Raw genomic sequence first — 15,105 nt, 5'->3', positions numbered from 1 at the left:
GGGTCCTACGGGCAAGCACAAGGGAGCGGGCCGGCGGTCGCCGGACCGAATGGCGCAAGCTAGCACAGGTCCCGATTTTCAGGCGGTCTGAAGAAATCGACATTGCAGTCCAATAGATCTATCATATCAGCGCAAACTACCGAAGAAGGCTGTATTTTCGATGACAGAAGACCAATTGGACCGCATCGACAGGAACATCCTGTCAGCGTTGGCAAGCGACGGCAGGCTTTCCATGTCGGAACTCGCGGCCAAGGTCGGCCTGTCCAAGACGCCGGTGCAGGCGCGGGTGAAGCGGCTGGAGAAGGACGGCTATATCAGGGGCTACCAGGCGATCATCGACCGCGAGCGCATGGGCGAAGGCCATGTCGCCTTCGTCCAGGTGAAACTGTCCGACACCCGTTCGGCCGCGCTCGATGCCTTCAACCGTGCCGTACAGGCCGTGCCCGAGATCGAGCAGTGCCACATGATGGCGTCGAGCTTCGACTACCTTTTGAAGGTGCGGACCCGGGACATCGCCGCCTACCGCCGCGTGCTCGGCGAACGCATTTCGGCCCTGCCCCATGTCGCCCAGACCTCGACCTTCGTGGCAATGGAGACAGTGAAGGACAGATAATTCATTCCGCCAAGGTCTTCAAAAACGCCACCAGCGCCGCGCGCTCGCGGTCCGACAGCGCCAGCGGATGAATTTCGGATGTCCCTTCCACACTGGGGGCAGCCTTGGCATAATGCCCCACCACCTCGTCGAGCGACGCAAACTGACCGGCGTGCATGTAGGGCGGCCGCGTGGCCGCGCCGCGCAGCGAAGGCGTCTTGTAGGCGCGCACCAGTTCCGGCGTGTCCCTGACCATGAACCGCAATTCGCCGCAGGCGCCGATATCGCCATCGCGATAGGCGCCGAAGCAGTTGAACGGGTCGGCCTGAACTTGGCGTACCGCGTCGACGCGGCCGCGATCCGGCGGCAGGCCGTTGACCGGCGGCACGCCGGTGTTGTGGAACCCATTGTCGGTAAAGCGCGGCCCATTGTGGCAGGTCACGCAATTGGCCTTGCCGATGAACAGTTTCAGGCCGAGGATTTCCTCCCGGGAGAAGGCGGCGTCGCCCTTCGGCTCGGCCCCGGTCGCCAGGTCCAGCGCAAACCGGTCGAAGCGGGTCTGCGGCGGCTCGATCGAGCGTTCGAAGGCAGCAATTGCCTTGCCGATGTTGGCGAACACCCGGTTTGTCGCGTCACGCTGCCGATCGCTCATGGCGCTCCATGCAGCCTTCTCGGCATCGCTGCCGAGCGGACTGGCATTGGCTGGTATCTCGGACAGATCGGGCAGCGGGCCGAAGATGCGCTCGTAGCGTTCGCCGAAGCGCGCCTTGATGTAATGCGCATAGGCGGCACGGTTTCCCGCCTGCTCCAGCGGGTTCTCCAGCGGCGTCAGCGCCTGCGCCCACAAGCTGTCGCGCCGTCCGTCCCAGAAAAACCAGGGATCGCGCGCGATGCCCGCGAGCGGCATGGTACGCCGGTTCGTACGGCCGACGCCAACCGCCTGCGGCAGGCCGTCCTGAAACTGCCGGTCGATCTTGTGGCAGGTCGAGCAGGACACCGTGCCGTCGCGGCTCATGCTGGCGTCGAAGAACAGCGTCGAGCCAAGGGCAGCGGCGGCCGGGACATCGGCGAACCGGTTGGTGGTGTCGGGTTTCAGGGCCGGCAGCCTCGACAGCGCCAGCGAGGCGATGGTCTTCTTCTCGGAATCGGAAAAATCCGGCTTGCCGCATCCGGCAAGAACAGCCATCGCCATCAAGACGAAAAAGCGTGCAAGACGCCTCATCTGCGGCTCACAGCACGACGTTGAAGACGACCGTATCCGACCCAGCCGTCGCGGAGATGGCAAAATGCAGCTGCCACCAGCCGCTCATGGTGAATTTCACTCCTTCGATGCGATAGCGCCCGTCGCCGAGATAGTCCGTCGCCTGCGGGCTGGTCGGCAGGCCGTGACGGTGCTGCGGCATGCCTCCCGATACCGCGATCGCGGCCCCTTCCACCGGCGCCCCGGCTATCGTCTTCAACGTCAACAGCCAGGCTTCCAGTTCGCCTTGACGGACGACGCCGCGTTCCGGCGCGAAGCTCGCCATGAACAATCCGTTCTCGGTCTTTTTGGTTCGGGAGATATCCGGGCCCGCAACCTGCGCGGTTCGCGGTGCGGTCAGATAGACCACTGCCAGGATGCCAGCCAGCAAGGCTGCCAGACCAAGACCCGCCAAAAGATAACGCCATGTCGAAGCCAAGCCGGTTCCTCTTCAGGGGATAACGTTTTGCCGCACTGATCGCATCCCGCCAAACCTGTTGGAATCGCAGGTGACGGAAAAAACCGCCTTGCCAAGCATGGCGCTCTACTCTCCAAAAAGCTACAGCAGCATCGTAACGGGGAATGGATCATGATCGGCAAAGGTGTCGCCTCGATCGGCGAATGCATGATCGAGCTTTCGGGCCAAACGGGTTCGAACTGGCGCATGGGATTTGCGGGCGATACGTTCAACACGCTGTGGGCCCTGCATGCGCTGAGTGGAAGGCCAGCGACCTACGTCTCGGCTTTCGGAGACGATCCTTTCTCGCAAGACCAGATCGGCTTCTTCGCGGACAACGGCATCGGCATTGGCGAAAGCCCTGTTATCCCGGGGGCGCGGCCCGGCCTCTATGCCATCACGCTGACCGGCGCGGAACGCTCCTTCACCTATTGGCGCGGCGATGCGGCTGCCAGGCAGCTTGCCTCCAATCCGGCTGCGTTGGCAAAAAGCCTTGAAGAGCAGGCGCTTGTCTACTTTTCCGGAATCACTTTGGGAATTCTGGACTCCGCTGCGCGCGCCACGTTGCTATCGGCCGTGGCCGAGGCGCGATCCGCGGGGTCGCTGATCGCCTTCGATCCCAACTACCGGCCCCGACTGTGGCGCGATCGCGAGGAGGCGCAAGCCGCGATCCTGGAGGCGCTTGCCGTCACCGACATCGCATTGCCGACTTTTCCGGACGAGCAGATGCTGTTCGGCGATGAAACGCCGCAAGCAACGGCTGGGCGGCTAGAGCAACTGGTCGGCGAAGTCGTGGTCAAGAATGGCGAACAGCCGGCGCTGATCGTCGAGGACGGGACGCTGCGGAACGTTCAGGCGATCCATGTGGCCACGCCCGTCGACACCACGGGCGCGGGCGATTCCTTCAATGGCGGCTATCTCGCCGCTCGTCTGACCGGACATGCCCCTGCGGAGGCTACAAAGCGCGCGCACCGTGTCGCGGCCAGCGTGGTGCAGGTGCGCGGCGCATTGGCGCCGTTCGAGACGTTGCGTGCGGCATTCGAAACGGATTGAGGGTCAGGGCAGCCGGAACCGATATTCCGTCACGTGATGGTAGATCGCACCCGGCCACAGTGTCGCCTGCGGGAAATACGGCCTGTTCGGTGCGTCCGGCCATATTTGCGGCTCCAGGCAAAAACCGCAGAAGGCTTTGTGGTTTCGCCCTTCCAACCCAGTGCGCGGCGTCACATACTGGCCGGTATAGAGCTGGACGCCGGGCTCCGTGGTCCACAGTTCCATCTCGACGCCGGAGCTCGCGCCTTGCACCCACGCTGCCTGTTTGAGCGGCCCGCGCGCCGAAGCGAGGCAGAAGTTCTGGTCATAGGCAAGCTGCTCGCCTTCGGTCTCCATGCGCAGCGGCCGCGCCTGGCGGAAATCGAAAGGCGTGCCGTCGACAGGCTTCACCGTGCCCGTCGGAATCATTTCGCCATCCACCGGCAGATAGGCGCCGGCATTGAGCATCATCCGGTGATCGAGGATGTCGCCCGTCCCGCCATCATCGAGGTTGAAGTAGGAATGCTGCGTGAGATTGCACAGCGTCGGCTCCTCGCATGTCGCTGATATCTCGACGCTAAGCGTGCCGGGGATCTTCAGCCGGTACGTGCAGGTCACGTCGAGCGCGCCAGGAAAGCCCATCGTGCCGTCGGGGTCGTGCAGTGTCAGCGTGACGAAGTCCCGGCCATGCAGCGAAACCGTCCATGGCCGATGGAAAAAGCCTTGCGAGCCGCCATGCAGCGTGTGTTTGTCGAGAAAATTGCGCTCGGTCTGGTAGCGCTTGCCGGCGATGGTGAAACGGCCGTCGCGGATGCGGTTGGCATAGCGGCCGACGACCGCGCCGAAGAAAGCCGTGTCGGTTTCATAGGATGATAGATTGTCATAGCCGAGCACGAGAGGCGCGTCGTGGCCGGCTAGGCGCAGGTCCTGGATGATCGCGCCGAGCCCGAGGATATTGGCGCTAAGCCCGCCGCCTCTGATCGTGAAGCGGCGAACCGGTTCGCCCGCCTGGGTGGTGCCGAAAACCTCGCCGTCCTTCATTGCCATGCCCGCAAACGTCAGTTGATCCAGACGGCCCGTTTCGTAGCCGGGACAGGCAGATCACAGGCCTGCCTGTCCCGGCGATAGTCTATCAGAGGCCGAGGCCGCCGATGCAGACATATTTGGTATCGAGGTAGTCCTCGATACCCTGATGTCCGCCTTCCTTGCCGAGCCCGGACTCCTTGACGCCGCCGAACGGTGCTTCCGGCGTGGTGATCAGGCCTTCATTGACGCCGACCATGCCATATTTCAGCCCTTCCATGACGCGGAAGGCGCGGCCGAGGTCGCCGGTGTAGAAATAGCAGGCGAGGCCGAATTCGGTGTCATTGGCAAGCGCGATCGCCTCTTCCTCGGTCTCGAACCTGAAGACGGGCGCCACCGGCCCAAAAATCTCTTCCTTCATGAAGCGCATCTTGGGCGTCGCATCGGCGATGACGGTCGGCTGGAAGAACGAGCCGCCGAGCGCATGGCGCTTGCCGCCGGCGACGATCTTGCCGCCCTTCGAAGTCGCGTCGGCGATCAGTTCCTCGACCTTCTCCACCGCCTTCTCGTCGATCAGCGGCCCCTGCTGCACACCTTCCTCCAGACCGGAGCCGACCTTCAGCTTGTCGCTGGCGGCAGCCAGCTTCTCGACGAACCGGTCATAGACGCCGGCCTGGACAAGGAAGCGGTTCGTACAGACGCAGGTCTGGCCCGAATTGCGGTACTTGGCCGTGATCGCACCGGCGACGGCGCGATCGATGTCGGCGTCGTCGAAGACGATGAACGGCGCATTGCCGCCGAGCTCCATCGACACCTTCTTCACGGTGACCGACGACTTCTGGATCAGGATCTTGCCGACCTCGGTCGAGCCGGTAAAAGTGATCTTCTTGACCAGCGGATTGGCGCAGATCTCATCGCCGATCTCGCCGGCTGCACCGGTCAGGATGTTGATCACGCCCTTGGGGAAGCCGACCTCCTCGGCCAGCGCGCCCCAGGCCAGACCGGAGTAAGGCGTCTGCGAGGCGGGCTTGACCACGGCGGTGCAACCCGCGGCGAGTGCCGGGCCGAGCTTGCGGGCCAGCATCGAGGACGGGAAATTCCACGGCGTGATGGCGGCGATGACGCCGACTGGTTCCTTGGTGACCAAGATACGACGGTCCGCCCATGGCGACGGCACGACATCGCCATAGGTGCGGCGGCCCTCCTCGGCGAACCACAGGATGTAGGAGGCGGCCGAGCCGATCTCGCCCTTCGATTCGAACAGCGACTTGCCTTGTTCGATGGTCAGGAGCTCCGCCAAAACGTCCTGATTGTCCATCATCGCATCGTGCAGCTTGCGCAGCAGCTTCGAGCGCTCGAGCGCGGTGGTCTTGCGCCAGGTCTTGAACGCTTCGTCGGCGGCTTCGATGGCGCGGCGGGTCTCGACCTTGCCCGCTTTCGGCACGGTGCCGATCTTGAGGCCGGTTGCCGGATTGGTCACGTCGATCGTCTGGCCGCTGTCGGCCTGCACCCATTCGCCGTTGATAAGATTGGCCTGGCGCATGAAATGGCTGGTTTTCTGAAGCATGGTCTAGCCTCCGTTCGGCGCTCACGGGCCGCTATCTGGATGTCTTCGATTAGCGCACCGTGCGCTGGGGCCATTGCTCTTAACCTAGGGAAAGCCCCGCAAGCAATCGCAAGATGGCATATAGGGGTTATGCCAGTGCAAGGCGAGTGCCCGGGGCCTGATTTCACCGCTGGCACATCGCGTCGAAACGGACTCACGCCGAGCGGCTCAGACCCTGGTCATATTCATGTCAGCCGAAGACGTGCACGCTCACCGCCAGCCAGAAAGCCGTGGTGACGACCGCGCTCGCGGTCGCGATGGTCATCTGGTTCGAAGCCAGCGCCTGGCCTGTGTTGAACTGCACGGCAATGAGATAGGAATTGATGCCGGATGGCAGCGCCGCCACCACGACCGCTACCTTGGCGGTCAAGGGCGGCAGGCCGAGCAACCAGACGAAGATCAGAACCAGCGCCGGCATCAGGAACAGCTTCAGCGTCGATAGCGCCAGCGCCGGGCGGACATTGCCTGATATGCCGAAGCGGCGCAGGCTGAGCCCCATGGCGAACAGCGCCACCGGCCCGGCGGTGCCGGCCAGCGCGTCCACCAGCCGCATGACCAGTTCGGGCAGCGGGATGCCGCTGAAGCGCCATGCGAGACCCAAAAGAATGCCGATGATCAGCGGATTGATGAACAGCCGCCTCAGGAAATTGCGGACGACGCGCACGGGATGCACATGCTCGCCGCCGCCGCGGCCGAACATCTCGAACAGCACGATCGAAGCCATCATCATGACAGGCAGATGCACGGAAACCAGGAGCGACAGCACCTCGAATCCATCTCGCCCGAATATGCCGAGAATGAACGGCGCGCCGAGCAGGACAACATTGGAATAAGCCGACGACACGCCGCCGACGACACCGGCGCGTGCGTCGCGTCCGAATATCCGCGTGGTGACGACATGGCCGGCGGCCCAGGTGATTGCCACCGCCGCGAAATAGGCCCCCCATAGCGACCACGGTGCCACCCCGTGGAAATCGGCATTCACCATCGTCTGGAACAACAGCAGCGGCATCGCAACGCTGACCGCGAAATCGGATATCCCCTCGCCGCTCGCCGGCTTCATATAACCGGTGAACCCGGCGAGGTAGCCGAGCGCCACGAGGCTGAAGACGAAAAGGACGGTTTCGGTAAGCGGAGACATTTTTCCAGGGATAGGCGAGCCAAGGTCGCGGTGCAATCGCGCCCGAATTTCTTCGACCCCGAATTTGTTCTGCCAAGCGGGGCATCGCCGAAGGCGGCTGGACGTTTCCCATCCCGCTCACGACCGGAAGACCGATCTGGTGAAGCAGCGGATGACGAAGGAGAGGTGAGACCGCGCAGCCCGCAGGCCTTTCGCTTGTCTTTGTACCTGCTTTCCGATCCCTATATGCGGGTGGCCGGTGCCCGGCTTCTGGAAGGATTGCGATGATCCGATTTGTCCTGGCGTTGTTCCTGTTTGGCGTCCCCGTTGCAGCGCATGCGACGGACGCCGGCTGGGCGCTGCTGCGCGATGGCGGCCATGTCGTGCTTTTGCGCCATGCCATGGTCACCGGCACCACCGATCCCGCCAATTTCGATATCGGCAACTGCGCCACCCAGGTCAATCTGTCCGCACGCGGCAAGCAGCAGTCGAGCAAGATCGGCGCCTTGCTTGCCGCCCGCGCCGCCCCGGTCGAGCGCGTGCTGTCCAGCCGCTATTGCCGCTGCCTCGACACCGCGCGCATCGCCTTCGAGACCGAGCCGGAGCCTTTCGCGCCGCTCGACCTGCTGAAGGGCGACGCGGCGCAGAATGCGGCGCAACTCGCCGCGATCATGAAGGAAATCCGTGCCTATTCCGGCTCTGACAACCTGGTCATGGTCACTCATCTTGAAGATATCGCTGCGTTGACGGGCGTCTCGCCGCGCGAGGGCGAAGCCGTTGTCGTCGAGCCGCAGGGCGATGGCCTGCGCGTGCTCGGCCGCGTTACGTTCTAATGGGGGCCGAGCGGTGCATCAGCGAGCAGCCACGCGTCGATGAGGACTTGCGACAGAGGTAATGTTGCCAAAATACCACCAAAGAAAGATGCCGCGCTAGGGCCGCGACAATCAGGCCAACATCGTCCGCCGCCGCCAGCTATGGACGGGCCGCCGGGTTGACCGGCGGCCCGTCTTGCGTTTCTTGGGCACGCTACCCATCTGCACCCGGCGTATCAGGCCTTTTCCTGCCGGGAAAAACCGATTAGACAGCGCCCAAACAAGATGCGGACAGATTCCGCCCGCAACCGAAGGAAAAGCCCTTGTCCACCACGTTCGACAAAGTCGCCAAGATCATTGCCGACACCAGCGAGATCGACATCGACACCATCACGCCCGAGAGCCACACGATCGACGATCTCGGCATCGACAGCCTCGATTTCCTCGACATAGTCTTCGCCATCGACAAGGAATTCGGTATCAAGGTGCCGCTGGAAAAGTGGACCCAGGAAGTCAATGACGGCAAGGCTTCGACGGACGATTACTTTGTCATGAAGAACCTGTGCGCCAAGATCGACGCACTGGTGGCCGCCAAGACCGCCTGATCCGTACCCGATCATCCATGAGCCCCCGCGACGTCGTCATCACCGGCATTGGCCTTGTCTCCTCGTTGGGAGAAGGCCCCGATGAACACTGGCGCAAGCTCACTCAGCCGGGTCAGAAGCCGGTGCTCGAAGCCGAGCGTTTCGCGCCCTACACCGTCCATCCGCTGCCGGAGATCGACTGGAACCTGCAGATCGCCAAGCGCGGCGACCAGCGCCAGATGGAAACCTGGCAGAGGCTCGGCACCTATGCCGCCGGTCTTGCGCTGGATGATGCCGGCATCAAGGGCAATGACGAGCTCTGCACGACCATGGACATGGTCGTGGCCGCCGGCGGCGGCGAGCGCGACGAAGCGGTCGATGCCGCCATCCTGGCCGCCTCGGAAAGCCGCAACGACCGTGACGTGCTGCTCAACGAGAAGCTTACCACCGAATTGCGCCCCACCCTGTTCCTGGCGCAGCTCTCCAATCTGCTCGCCGGCAACATCTCCATCGTCCACAAGGTGACGGGATCGTCCAGGACCTTCATGGGCGAGGAAGGCGCCGGCGTCGCCGCAGTCGAGACGGCGGCCGCGCGCATTCGTTCCGGCCAGTCGACGCATATACTGGTGGGCGGCGCCTTCCAGACCGAACATTCCGATATGTTGCTCGGCTATGAGCTTGCCGGCTATCTGCATCGCGGTGCCTGGAAGCCGGTCTGGCAGCGGCAAGGCGCCGAAGGTGGCGGCGTGGTATCGGGATCCGGCGGCGCCTTCCTGGTGCTGGAGCAGCGCGAACACGCGGCAAGCCGGGGGCGCAGGATCTATGCCGAACTCGGCCCGGTCGTCTCCGGCCGTGCCAGGCGGCGGCAGGGCGAGCTCGATTCCGAGATCGCCGCGCTGCTCAAGAAGACTGCCGTGCCGAATGGCGGCTTGCTGACCATGTCTGGCGCCTCAGGCGCTCACGCGGCTACCGCCGCCGAGAAGGCGGCATTCGACGCCAATCCCGCGATCGCGGTGCGCGGCTTCGCGACGCTGACCGGCCACATGAAGGAAGCGCAGTTTCCCTTCGCCGTGGCGCTGGCGGCGCTCGCCGTCGACCGCAAGGCCGCCTACCCCGTTTTCGATGCCGCTGCCGAGAAACCGTTCGAGGGCGTTCCCAGAAGCGTCCTTGCAACGGCAATCGGCTACCACCAATTCGAGGGCATGGCGCTGGTCAACGCCGCATAGAGCGGCCAGCCACATACAATGATAAAGGTTAGGGCTTCCGGATGGCCAATCTCAGAGATCACATGGGCAGGCCGATCGTTGCCGTCACAGGCATCGGCGTGGTTACTTCCCTTGGAGCCGGGAAATCAGACAATTGGGCGGCGCTGACCTCGGGCAGATCGGGCATCCACCCGATCACCCGCTTCCCTGTCGACCACCTCAACACCCGCATTTCCGGCATGGTCGATTTCCTTGCGTCGAGCTCGAAGGGCGCCAGCCCCCTCACCTACGAACTGGCGGAGACCGCCGCGCAGGAAGCTGTTGCCGAAGCCGGCCTCAATTCCAGCGACTTCGGCGGACCGCTGTTTCTGGCCTCGCCGCCGGTCGAACTCGACTGGCATGAGCGGTTCGCGCTCTACAATTCCGACAAGCACGACGCCGGTGCCGAAAGGCTGCTTCGGGTGGCGCGCGGTCTGAAGGAGCTCGATACTTTCGAGACTACGCAGTTCGGCTCGATCGCCGACCGGCTCGCCGACCGTTTCGGCACGCGCGGCCTGCCGATCACGCTGTCGACCGCTTGCGCCTCCGGCGCAACGGCCATCCAGCTTGGGGTCGAGGCAATCCGCAGAGGCGAATGCGACCGGGCACTGTCGATCGGCGCGGATGGCTCGGCAACCGCCGAGGCGCTGATTCGCTTCTCGCTGCTGTCGGCGCTTTCGACCCACAACGACATCCCCGAAAAAGCCTCCAAGCCCTTCTCCAAGGACCGCGACGGCTTCGTGCTGGCCGAAGGCTCAGGCGCTCTCGTGCTGGAATCGCTGGAGGCAGCGCTCGCCCGCGGAGCGAGCGTTCTGGGCATTCTGCGCGGCTGCGGCGAAAAGGCGGACGATTTTCACCGCACCCGCTCCAAGCCGGATGGTTCGCCGGCCATCGCGGCGGTGCGCGCCGCCCTCGCCGATGCCGGCCTGGGCGAGGACGAGATCGACTATGTCAACGCGCACGGCACCTCGACGCCGGAAAACGACAAGATGGAGCACCTGTCGCTGTCGACGGTGTTCGGCGAACGGATTGGCTCGATGCCGATCTCGTCCAACAAGTCGATGATCGGCCACACGCTGTCCGCCGCCGGCGCGGTGGAAGCGGCGTTTTCCCTGATGACCATGCGCGAAGGCGTCATTCCCCCGACCATCAACTACGACAATCCCGATCCGGCGATCGTGCTCGATGTCGTGCCCAACAAGAAGCGCAATGCGCAGGTCGGCACCGTGCTCTCGAACTCCTTCGGCTTTGGCGGCCAGAACACTTGCCTTGTCATGGCGCGGGAACCGGTCTAAGCGAGCCACTTCCGCTAGAACAGAACCGACAGGCTCCATGCGCGCACTGCAACTTATCGAGGACCGCCGTCTTGAAACGGTGGACCTGCCGCCCCCGCCGCCGCCCGCGCTTGGCGAGGTGACGCTGCGCATCAAGGCAGTGGCGCTGAACCACATCGACGTCTGGGGCTGGCGCGGCATGGCTTTCGCCAAGCGCAAGCTGCCGCTGGTCGTCGGCGCGGAAGCCTCCGGCGAGGTCGAGACCGTCGGCCCCGGCGTTTCCGGGCTGCTGCCGGGACAGTTGGTATCGATTTACGGCGCGCGCACCTGCGGCCTCTGCCGCGCCTGCCGCGAAGGTCGCGACAATCTGTGCGAACACGTCTCGGGCGTTCATGGCTTCCACCTCGACGGCTTCGCGCAGGAGAAGATCAACCTGCCGGCGCGCCTGCTGGTCCCCGCCCCTCCGGGCGTGAGCGAGATCGGCGCGGCTGTCGCCCCCGTCACTTTCGGCACCGTCGAACACATGCTGTTCGACAATGCCAGGCTCGAGCCCGGCGAGACGATCCTTGTCCATGCCGGCGGATCCGGCATCGGCTCGGCTGCCATCCAGCTGGCGAAGCGGATGGGCTGCACGGTCATCACCACGGTCGGCTCGAACGACAAGATCGACAAGGCCAAGGCGCTCGGCGCCGATCATGTCATCAACTACCGTGACGACCGGTTCGAGGGCGTCGTGCGCAAGCTGACCAAAAAGAAGGGCGTCGACGTCGTGTTCGAACATGTCGGCGCCGATACTTTTGCCGGCTCGATGCTGTGCCTGAAGCGCGGCGGCCGCCTCGTCACCTGCGGCTCGACGTCCGGCGTGTCGACGCAGGTCAATCTGATGCAGCTCTTCCAGCAGCAGTTGAAGCTGCTCGGCTCCTTCGGCTGCCGCATGGAGAACATGGCCAACGCCATGCAGAAGATGGCGGCGGGACAGGTCGCACCCGTCATCGATACCGAAGTCGGCTTCGACGACATCGACGCCGCGCTGAAGCGCATGGAAGGCCGCGACGTGTTTGGCAAGATCATCCTGCGCGTCGTCTAGGCCCTGACTTCTGTGTTGAAGAAGCTTCGCCGCGACCTGATGTTCCGCTACGGCCGGCAATTGCGCCGGTTCGAGCACTGGCTGGTCGCGCGCATTGCGATGATCATCATCTCGGTACTGCGCCTGCTGCCCCCCGACAGCGCGCTGAATTTCGCCGACCGCGTCGCCCGCCGCATCGGTCCATGGGTCGGACGCCATAATGTGGCCGTCGACAATCTGCGCAAGGCCTATCCGCAGAAGAGCGAAGCCGAGATCCAGGCCATCGCCTCCGACATGTGGGGCAACATGGCGCGTCTGGCCGCCGAATACATCTTTCTCGACGCCTTGTTCGACTACGATCCAACTGCCACCCGTCCCGGCCGTGTCGAGGTCAAGGGAGTAGACCATTTCGTCGAGATCGCGGCCGAAAAGAAGCCGCACATCGTCTTCACCGGACATCTCGGCAATTTTGAATTGCTGCCGGTGGCGGCGACTACTTTCGGCATGAATATCACCGCGCTGTTTCGCCCGCCCAACAATCCGTACCTGGCCGACTACATCCTCTCGACGCGCCGCGCGACCATGGGATCTTTGCTGCCCTCGATGGCGGGCGCGTCGTTCGCGCTCGCCTCGGTATTGGAAAACGGCGGCAATATCGGGGTTCTTGTCGACCAGAAGTTCACGGGCGGGCTGGAAACGACATTCTTCGGCCGCCCCTGCCAGAGCAATCGCGTGCTCGGCACGCTTGCCCGTCATTACGATTGCGACGTCTACCCGGCGCGCTGCGTCAGGCTGCCGGGCAACCGCTTCAGGCTCGAGATAGAAGAGAAGCTGACATTGCCGCGCACCGCCGATGGCAGCGTCGACGTGCGCGCCACCACCCAGCTCCTCAACGACGTGGTCGAGCGCTGGGTGCGCGAGGATCCCGGCCAGTGGATGTGGTTCCACAAGAGATGGGATATCAGCCGCAAGCGACGCAAGGCAAAGACCCGAAGCGCGTAGTCTGGAGCCGTCCGACGCGCCTCAGGCACGACGGCCGGCGCAGCAGTCAATTCCTCACGACGATGCGCGTGTTGCCGAAGCCGACTTCTCTCACCATCGAATAGAAAGCCGCCGCATTGGCCGTATGCAGCCGCACGCAGCCATGCGAGGCCGGTCGGCCGAGCTGCCTCACCGCGCCCGTTCCGTGGATGGCATAGCCGCCGCGGAAGAACACGGAATAAGGCATCGGCGACATGTCGTATTTGCGCGAATACCACATCCGGGCCGTTCGCTGCGGCCGGTAGGTGCCGCGTGGCGTGAAGTAGCCGGACCGAGCCGTGGACACCCTCCACCGGTAGACCTCCTGGCCGTACCTGACCGTCATCGTCTGCGACGACACGTCTATGTTTGCAATGAGGCTGGCTGCCCAGCTCTGCACCGAAGCACCGAACAGCATCGTGACAAGCGCTGCTGCCATGAGAACTGTCTTTTTCATGCGATCAAACCCCTTTGATTGCCCCTTGCCTGCCTTCACGTCGTTTTTCATCTCTTTAACGGCAGGTGAACGGCATAACATATACTCTTGACCAATTCGCCAATCCAAAGCAGCGAATTTGAACGAATTCCCGCAAGAGTTGCCGTAACGACACGCCGCAACGGCCTAATTGCCAGCGGACTTGCAAAACGACGCCGATCGCTGCTCAACTCGGGCCATGAACGAGCGACTCCTCCAAGCGATCGATGACCGGCGTGACGATCTCGTCGCGCTGACCGCCGAGCTGATCCGCTTTCCCACCATCAACCCGCCCGGCGAAGCGTACCGGCCATGCGCCGAATTTCTTGGCGCGCGGCTGAAGAAGAGCGGCTTTCAGACCGAGTTCATCCGTGCCGAGGGCACGCCCGGCGACACCGCCCGCTACCCGCGCGTCAACGTCGTCGCCCGCTTCGATGGACGCTCGCCTGGCGCCTGCGTCCACTTCAACTCGCATATCGATGTCGTCGAGGCCGGCGACGGCTGGACCGTCGATCCCTTCGCCGGCGTCGTCAGGGACGGCAAGGTCTACGGCCGCGGCGCCTGCGACATGAAGGGCGGCCTGGCTTCCTCGATCATCGCGGCCGAAGCCTTCATAGAGGTATTTCCCGATTTTCCCGGCGCCATCGAGATATCAGGCACGGTCGACGAGGAATCCGGCGGCTTCGGCGGCGTCGCGCATCTGGCGAGGCTCGGCTATTTCTCGAAACCCAGGGTCGACCACGTCATCATTCCCGAACCGTTGAACAAGGACCGCATCTGCCTTGGCCATCGCGGCGTCTGGTGGGCCGAGATCGAGACCAAGGGCGAAATCGCGCATGGCTCGATGCCGTTCCTCGGCGACAATGCGGTGCGCCATATGGGCGCCGTGCTAAGAGCATTCGAGGACGAATTGTTCCCCGCGCTTGACCGCAAGATGACGCGCATGCCGGTCGTGCCCGAAGGGGCAAAGCGTTCGACCATGAATATCAACTCTATCCATGGCGGCCAGACCGAGGATTTCCGGCCCGGCCTGCCCTCGCCCAACGTGCCCGATTCCTGCCGGCTGACCATCGACCGCCGCTTCTTGCTCGAAGAGGATCTCGCCACGGTCAAGGGCGAGGTGACCGGCATTCTCGAGCGGCTGAAGCGTGATCGGCAAAAGTTCGACTACGAGATCCGTGACCTGATGGAGGTGCTGCCGCTGATGACCGAACGCGACGCTCCGGTCGTCAAGGCAATCGCGCAAGGCATCCACGCGATCTTCGATCGCGAGCCCGACTACGTCATTTCACCCGGCACCTACGACCAGAAGCACATTGCCCGCATCGGCCATGTCTATGATTGCATCGCCTATGGCCCGGGCATTCTCGATCTCGCCCACCGGCCTGACGAATGGGTCGGCATCTCGGATATGGTGGAATCGGCCAAGGTGATGGCGTTCGGGCTCAACGTGCTGCTGCGCGGCGCCCCATAGCGCGGGGCAAGTGCCGACGATCGATGCGGTTGCCTGGAGAAAACATTCCCGGCTACGCCGCCGCACAGCACGAAACGCAATTTACT

15 protein-coding genes are annotated in these 15,105 nt (G+C 63.7%); 9 read left to right on the top strand and 6 right to left on the bottom strand.

Annotation, left to right across the window (positions count from 1 at the left end):
- Positions 1-160: 160 nt before the first annotated feature.
- Positions 161-613 (top strand): Lrp/AsnC family transcriptional regulator, encoded by a 453-nt coding sequence (locus tag LB532_RS08280; protein WP_140551405.1) that lies wholly within the window; start codon positions 161-163, stop codon positions 611-613.
- Position 614: 1 nt separating this feature from the next.
- Here LB532_RS08280 and LB532_RS08275 read toward each other — a convergent pair whose 3' ends face one another.
- Both LB532_RS08275 and LB532_RS08270 read right to left on the bottom strand, forming a co-directional pair.
- The gene (locus tag LB532_RS08275) at positions 615-1,814 is read right to left on the bottom strand and encodes a cytochrome-c peroxidase (protein WP_140638998.1); all 1,200 of its coding nucleotides are present in this window, start codon (positions 1,812-1,814) and stop codon (positions 615-617) included.
- Positions 1,815-1,821: 7 nt separating this feature from the next.
- Positions 1,822-2,271 carry a FixH family protein gene (locus LB532_RS08270; protein WP_140638999.1) on the bottom strand — a complete coding sequence of 150 codons (450 nt, stop codon included), beginning with the start codon at positions 2,269-2,271 and terminating at the stop codon, positions 1,822-1,824.
- Positions 2,272-2,421: 150 nt separating this feature from the next.
- Here LB532_RS08270 and LB532_RS08265 point away from each other — a divergent pair, with 150 nt between their 5' ends.
- Positions 2,422-3,342: a sugar kinase gene (locus tag LB532_RS08265; protein ID WP_140639000.1), complete on the top strand. Its 921-nt coding sequence runs from the start codon at positions 2,422-2,424 to the stop codon at positions 3,340-3,342.
- Positions 3,343-3,345: 3 nt separating this feature from the next.
- On the opposite strand, the gene LB532_RS08260 is transcribed toward LB532_RS08265, so the two are convergent.
- From LB532_RS08260 to LB532_RS08250, 3 genes are all read right to left on the bottom strand, one after another.
- Positions 3,346-4,368 (bottom strand): aldose epimerase family protein, encoded by a 1,023-nt coding sequence (locus tag LB532_RS08260; RefSeq protein WP_140639001.1) that lies wholly within the window; start codon positions 4,366-4,368, stop codon positions 3,346-3,348.
- A gap of 85 nt (positions 4,369-4,453) precedes the next feature.
- Positions 4,454-5,911 (bottom strand): NAD-dependent succinate-semialdehyde dehydrogenase, encoded by a 1,458-nt coding sequence (locus tag LB532_RS08255; protein ID WP_140639002.1) that lies wholly within the window; start codon positions 5,909-5,911, stop codon positions 4,454-4,456.
- Between the two features lie 229 nt (positions 5,912-6,140).
- Positions 6,141-7,091: an AEC family transporter gene (locus LB532_RS08250; protein WP_140521072.1), complete on the bottom strand. Its 951-nt coding sequence runs from the start codon at positions 7,089-7,091 to the stop codon at positions 6,141-6,143.
- Positions 7,092-7,354: 263 nt separating this feature from the next.
- Between LB532_RS08250 and LB532_RS08245 the strand changes: the two genes are divergently transcribed.
- From LB532_RS08245 to LB532_RS08220, 6 genes are all read left to right on the top strand, one after another.
- Positions 7,355-7,903: a histidine phosphatase family protein gene (locus LB532_RS08245; RefSeq protein WP_140639003.1), complete on the top strand. Its 549-nt coding sequence runs from the start codon at positions 7,355-7,357 to the stop codon at positions 7,901-7,903.
- 302 nt (positions 7,904-8,205) lie between these two features.
- Positions 8,206-8,487, top strand: a complete 282-nt coding sequence (locus LB532_RS08240) for an acyl carrier protein (protein WP_010909964.1) — start codon at positions 8,206-8,208, stop codon at positions 8,485-8,487.
- A gap of 17 nt (positions 8,488-8,504) precedes the next feature.
- Positions 8,505-9,692, top strand: a complete 1,188-nt coding sequence (locus tag LB532_RS08235; RefSeq protein WP_140639004.1) for a beta-ketoacyl-ACP synthase — start codon at positions 8,505-8,507, stop codon at positions 9,690-9,692.
- A gap of 41 nt (positions 9,693-9,733) precedes the next feature.
- Entirely contained in the window at positions 9,734-11,005 is a 1,272-nt protein-coding gene (locus LB532_RS08230) for a beta-ketoacyl-ACP synthase (protein ID WP_140517231.1), read from the top strand.
- Between the two features lie 37 nt (positions 11,006-11,042).
- Positions 11,043-12,071, top strand: a complete 1,029-nt coding sequence (locus tag LB532_RS08225) for a zinc-binding dehydrogenase (RefSeq protein WP_140639005.1) — start codon at positions 11,043-11,045, stop codon at positions 12,069-12,071.
- Between the two features lie 39 nt (positions 12,072-12,110).
- Positions 12,111-13,052 carry a lipid A biosynthesis lauroyl acyltransferase gene (locus LB532_RS08220; RefSeq protein ID WP_181169331.1) on the top strand — a complete coding sequence of 314 codons (942 nt, stop codon included), beginning with the start codon at positions 12,111-12,113 and terminating at the stop codon, positions 13,050-13,052.
- Positions 13,053-13,098: 46 nt separating this feature from the next.
- Here the strand turns inward: LB532_RS08220 and LB532_RS08215 are convergent, their stop codons facing one another.
- Positions 13,099-13,527, bottom strand: a complete 429-nt coding sequence (locus LB532_RS08215) for a L,D-transpeptidase (protein WP_140639007.1) — start codon at positions 13,525-13,527, stop codon at positions 13,099-13,101.
- A 217-nt stretch (positions 13,528-13,744) separates the two neighbouring features.
- On the opposite strand from LB532_RS08215, the gene LB532_RS08210 reads away from it, so the two are divergent.
- Positions 13,745-15,019, top strand: a complete 1,275-nt coding sequence (locus LB532_RS08210) for an acetylornithine deacetylase/succinyl-diaminopimelate desuccinylase family protein (RefSeq protein WP_140639008.1) — start codon at positions 13,745-13,747, stop codon at positions 15,017-15,019.
- The last annotated feature ends 86 nt before the right edge of the window (positions 15,020-15,105 follow it).

Source organism: Mesorhizobium sp. ESP-6-2 (assembly GCF_020164675.1).
Taxonomy (GTDB): domain Bacteria; phylum Pseudomonadota; class Alphaproteobacteria; order Rhizobiales; family Rhizobiaceae; genus Mesorhizobium.
The sequence above is the reverse complement of the archived record's forward strand: the minus strand, read 5'-3'. Positions and strand labels throughout refer to the sequence as shown.

Excerpts from the sequence above, each read along its gene's own strand:
- LB532_RS08280 (WP_140551405.1), top strand. The coding sequence starts at position 161 with ATGACAGAAGACCAATTGGACCGCATCGACAGGAACATCCTGTCAGCG.
- LB532_RS08275 (WP_140638998.1), bottom strand. The coding sequence starts at position 1,814 with ATGAGGCGTCTTGCACGCTTTTTCGTCTTGATGGCGATGGCTGTTCTT.
- LB532_RS08265 (WP_140639000.1), top strand. The coding sequence starts at position 2,422 with ATGATCGGCAAAGGTGTCGCCTCGATCGGCGAATGCATGATCGAGCTT.
- LB532_RS08260 (WP_140639001.1), bottom strand. The coding sequence starts at position 4,368 with ATGGCAATGAAGGACGGCGAGGTTTTCGGCACCACCCAGGCGGGCGAA.
- LB532_RS08255 (WP_140639002.1), bottom strand. The coding sequence starts at position 5,911 with ATGCTTCAGAAAACCAGCCATTTCATGCGCCAGGCCAATCTTATCAAC.
- LB532_RS08250 (WP_140521072.1), bottom strand. The coding sequence starts at position 7,091 with ATGTCTCCGCTTACCGAAACCGTCCTTTTCGTCTTCAGCCTCGTGGCG.
- LB532_RS08245 (WP_140639003.1), top strand. The coding sequence starts at position 7,355 with ATGATCCGATTTGTCCTGGCGTTGTTCCTGTTTGGCGTCCCCGTTGCA.
- LB532_RS08235 (WP_140639004.1), top strand. The coding sequence starts at position 8,505 with ATGAGCCCCCGCGACGTCGTCATCACCGGCATTGGCCTTGTCTCCTCG.
- LB532_RS08230 (WP_140517231.1), top strand. The coding sequence starts at position 9,734 with ATGGCCAATCTCAGAGATCACATGGGCAGGCCGATCGTTGCCGTCACA.
- LB532_RS08225 (WP_140639005.1), top strand. The coding sequence starts at position 11,043 with ATGCGCGCACTGCAACTTATCGAGGACCGCCGTCTTGAAACGGTGGAC.
- LB532_RS08220 (WP_181169331.1), top strand. The coding sequence starts at position 12,111 with ATGTTCCGCTACGGCCGGCAATTGCGCCGGTTCGAGCACTGGCTGGTC.
- LB532_RS08215 (WP_140639007.1), bottom strand. The coding sequence starts at position 13,527 with ATGAAAAAGACAGTTCTCATGGCAGCAGCGCTTGTCACGATGCTGTTC.
- LB532_RS08210 (WP_140639008.1), top strand. The coding sequence starts at position 13,745 with ATGAACGAGCGACTCCTCCAAGCGATCGATGACCGGCGTGACGATCTC.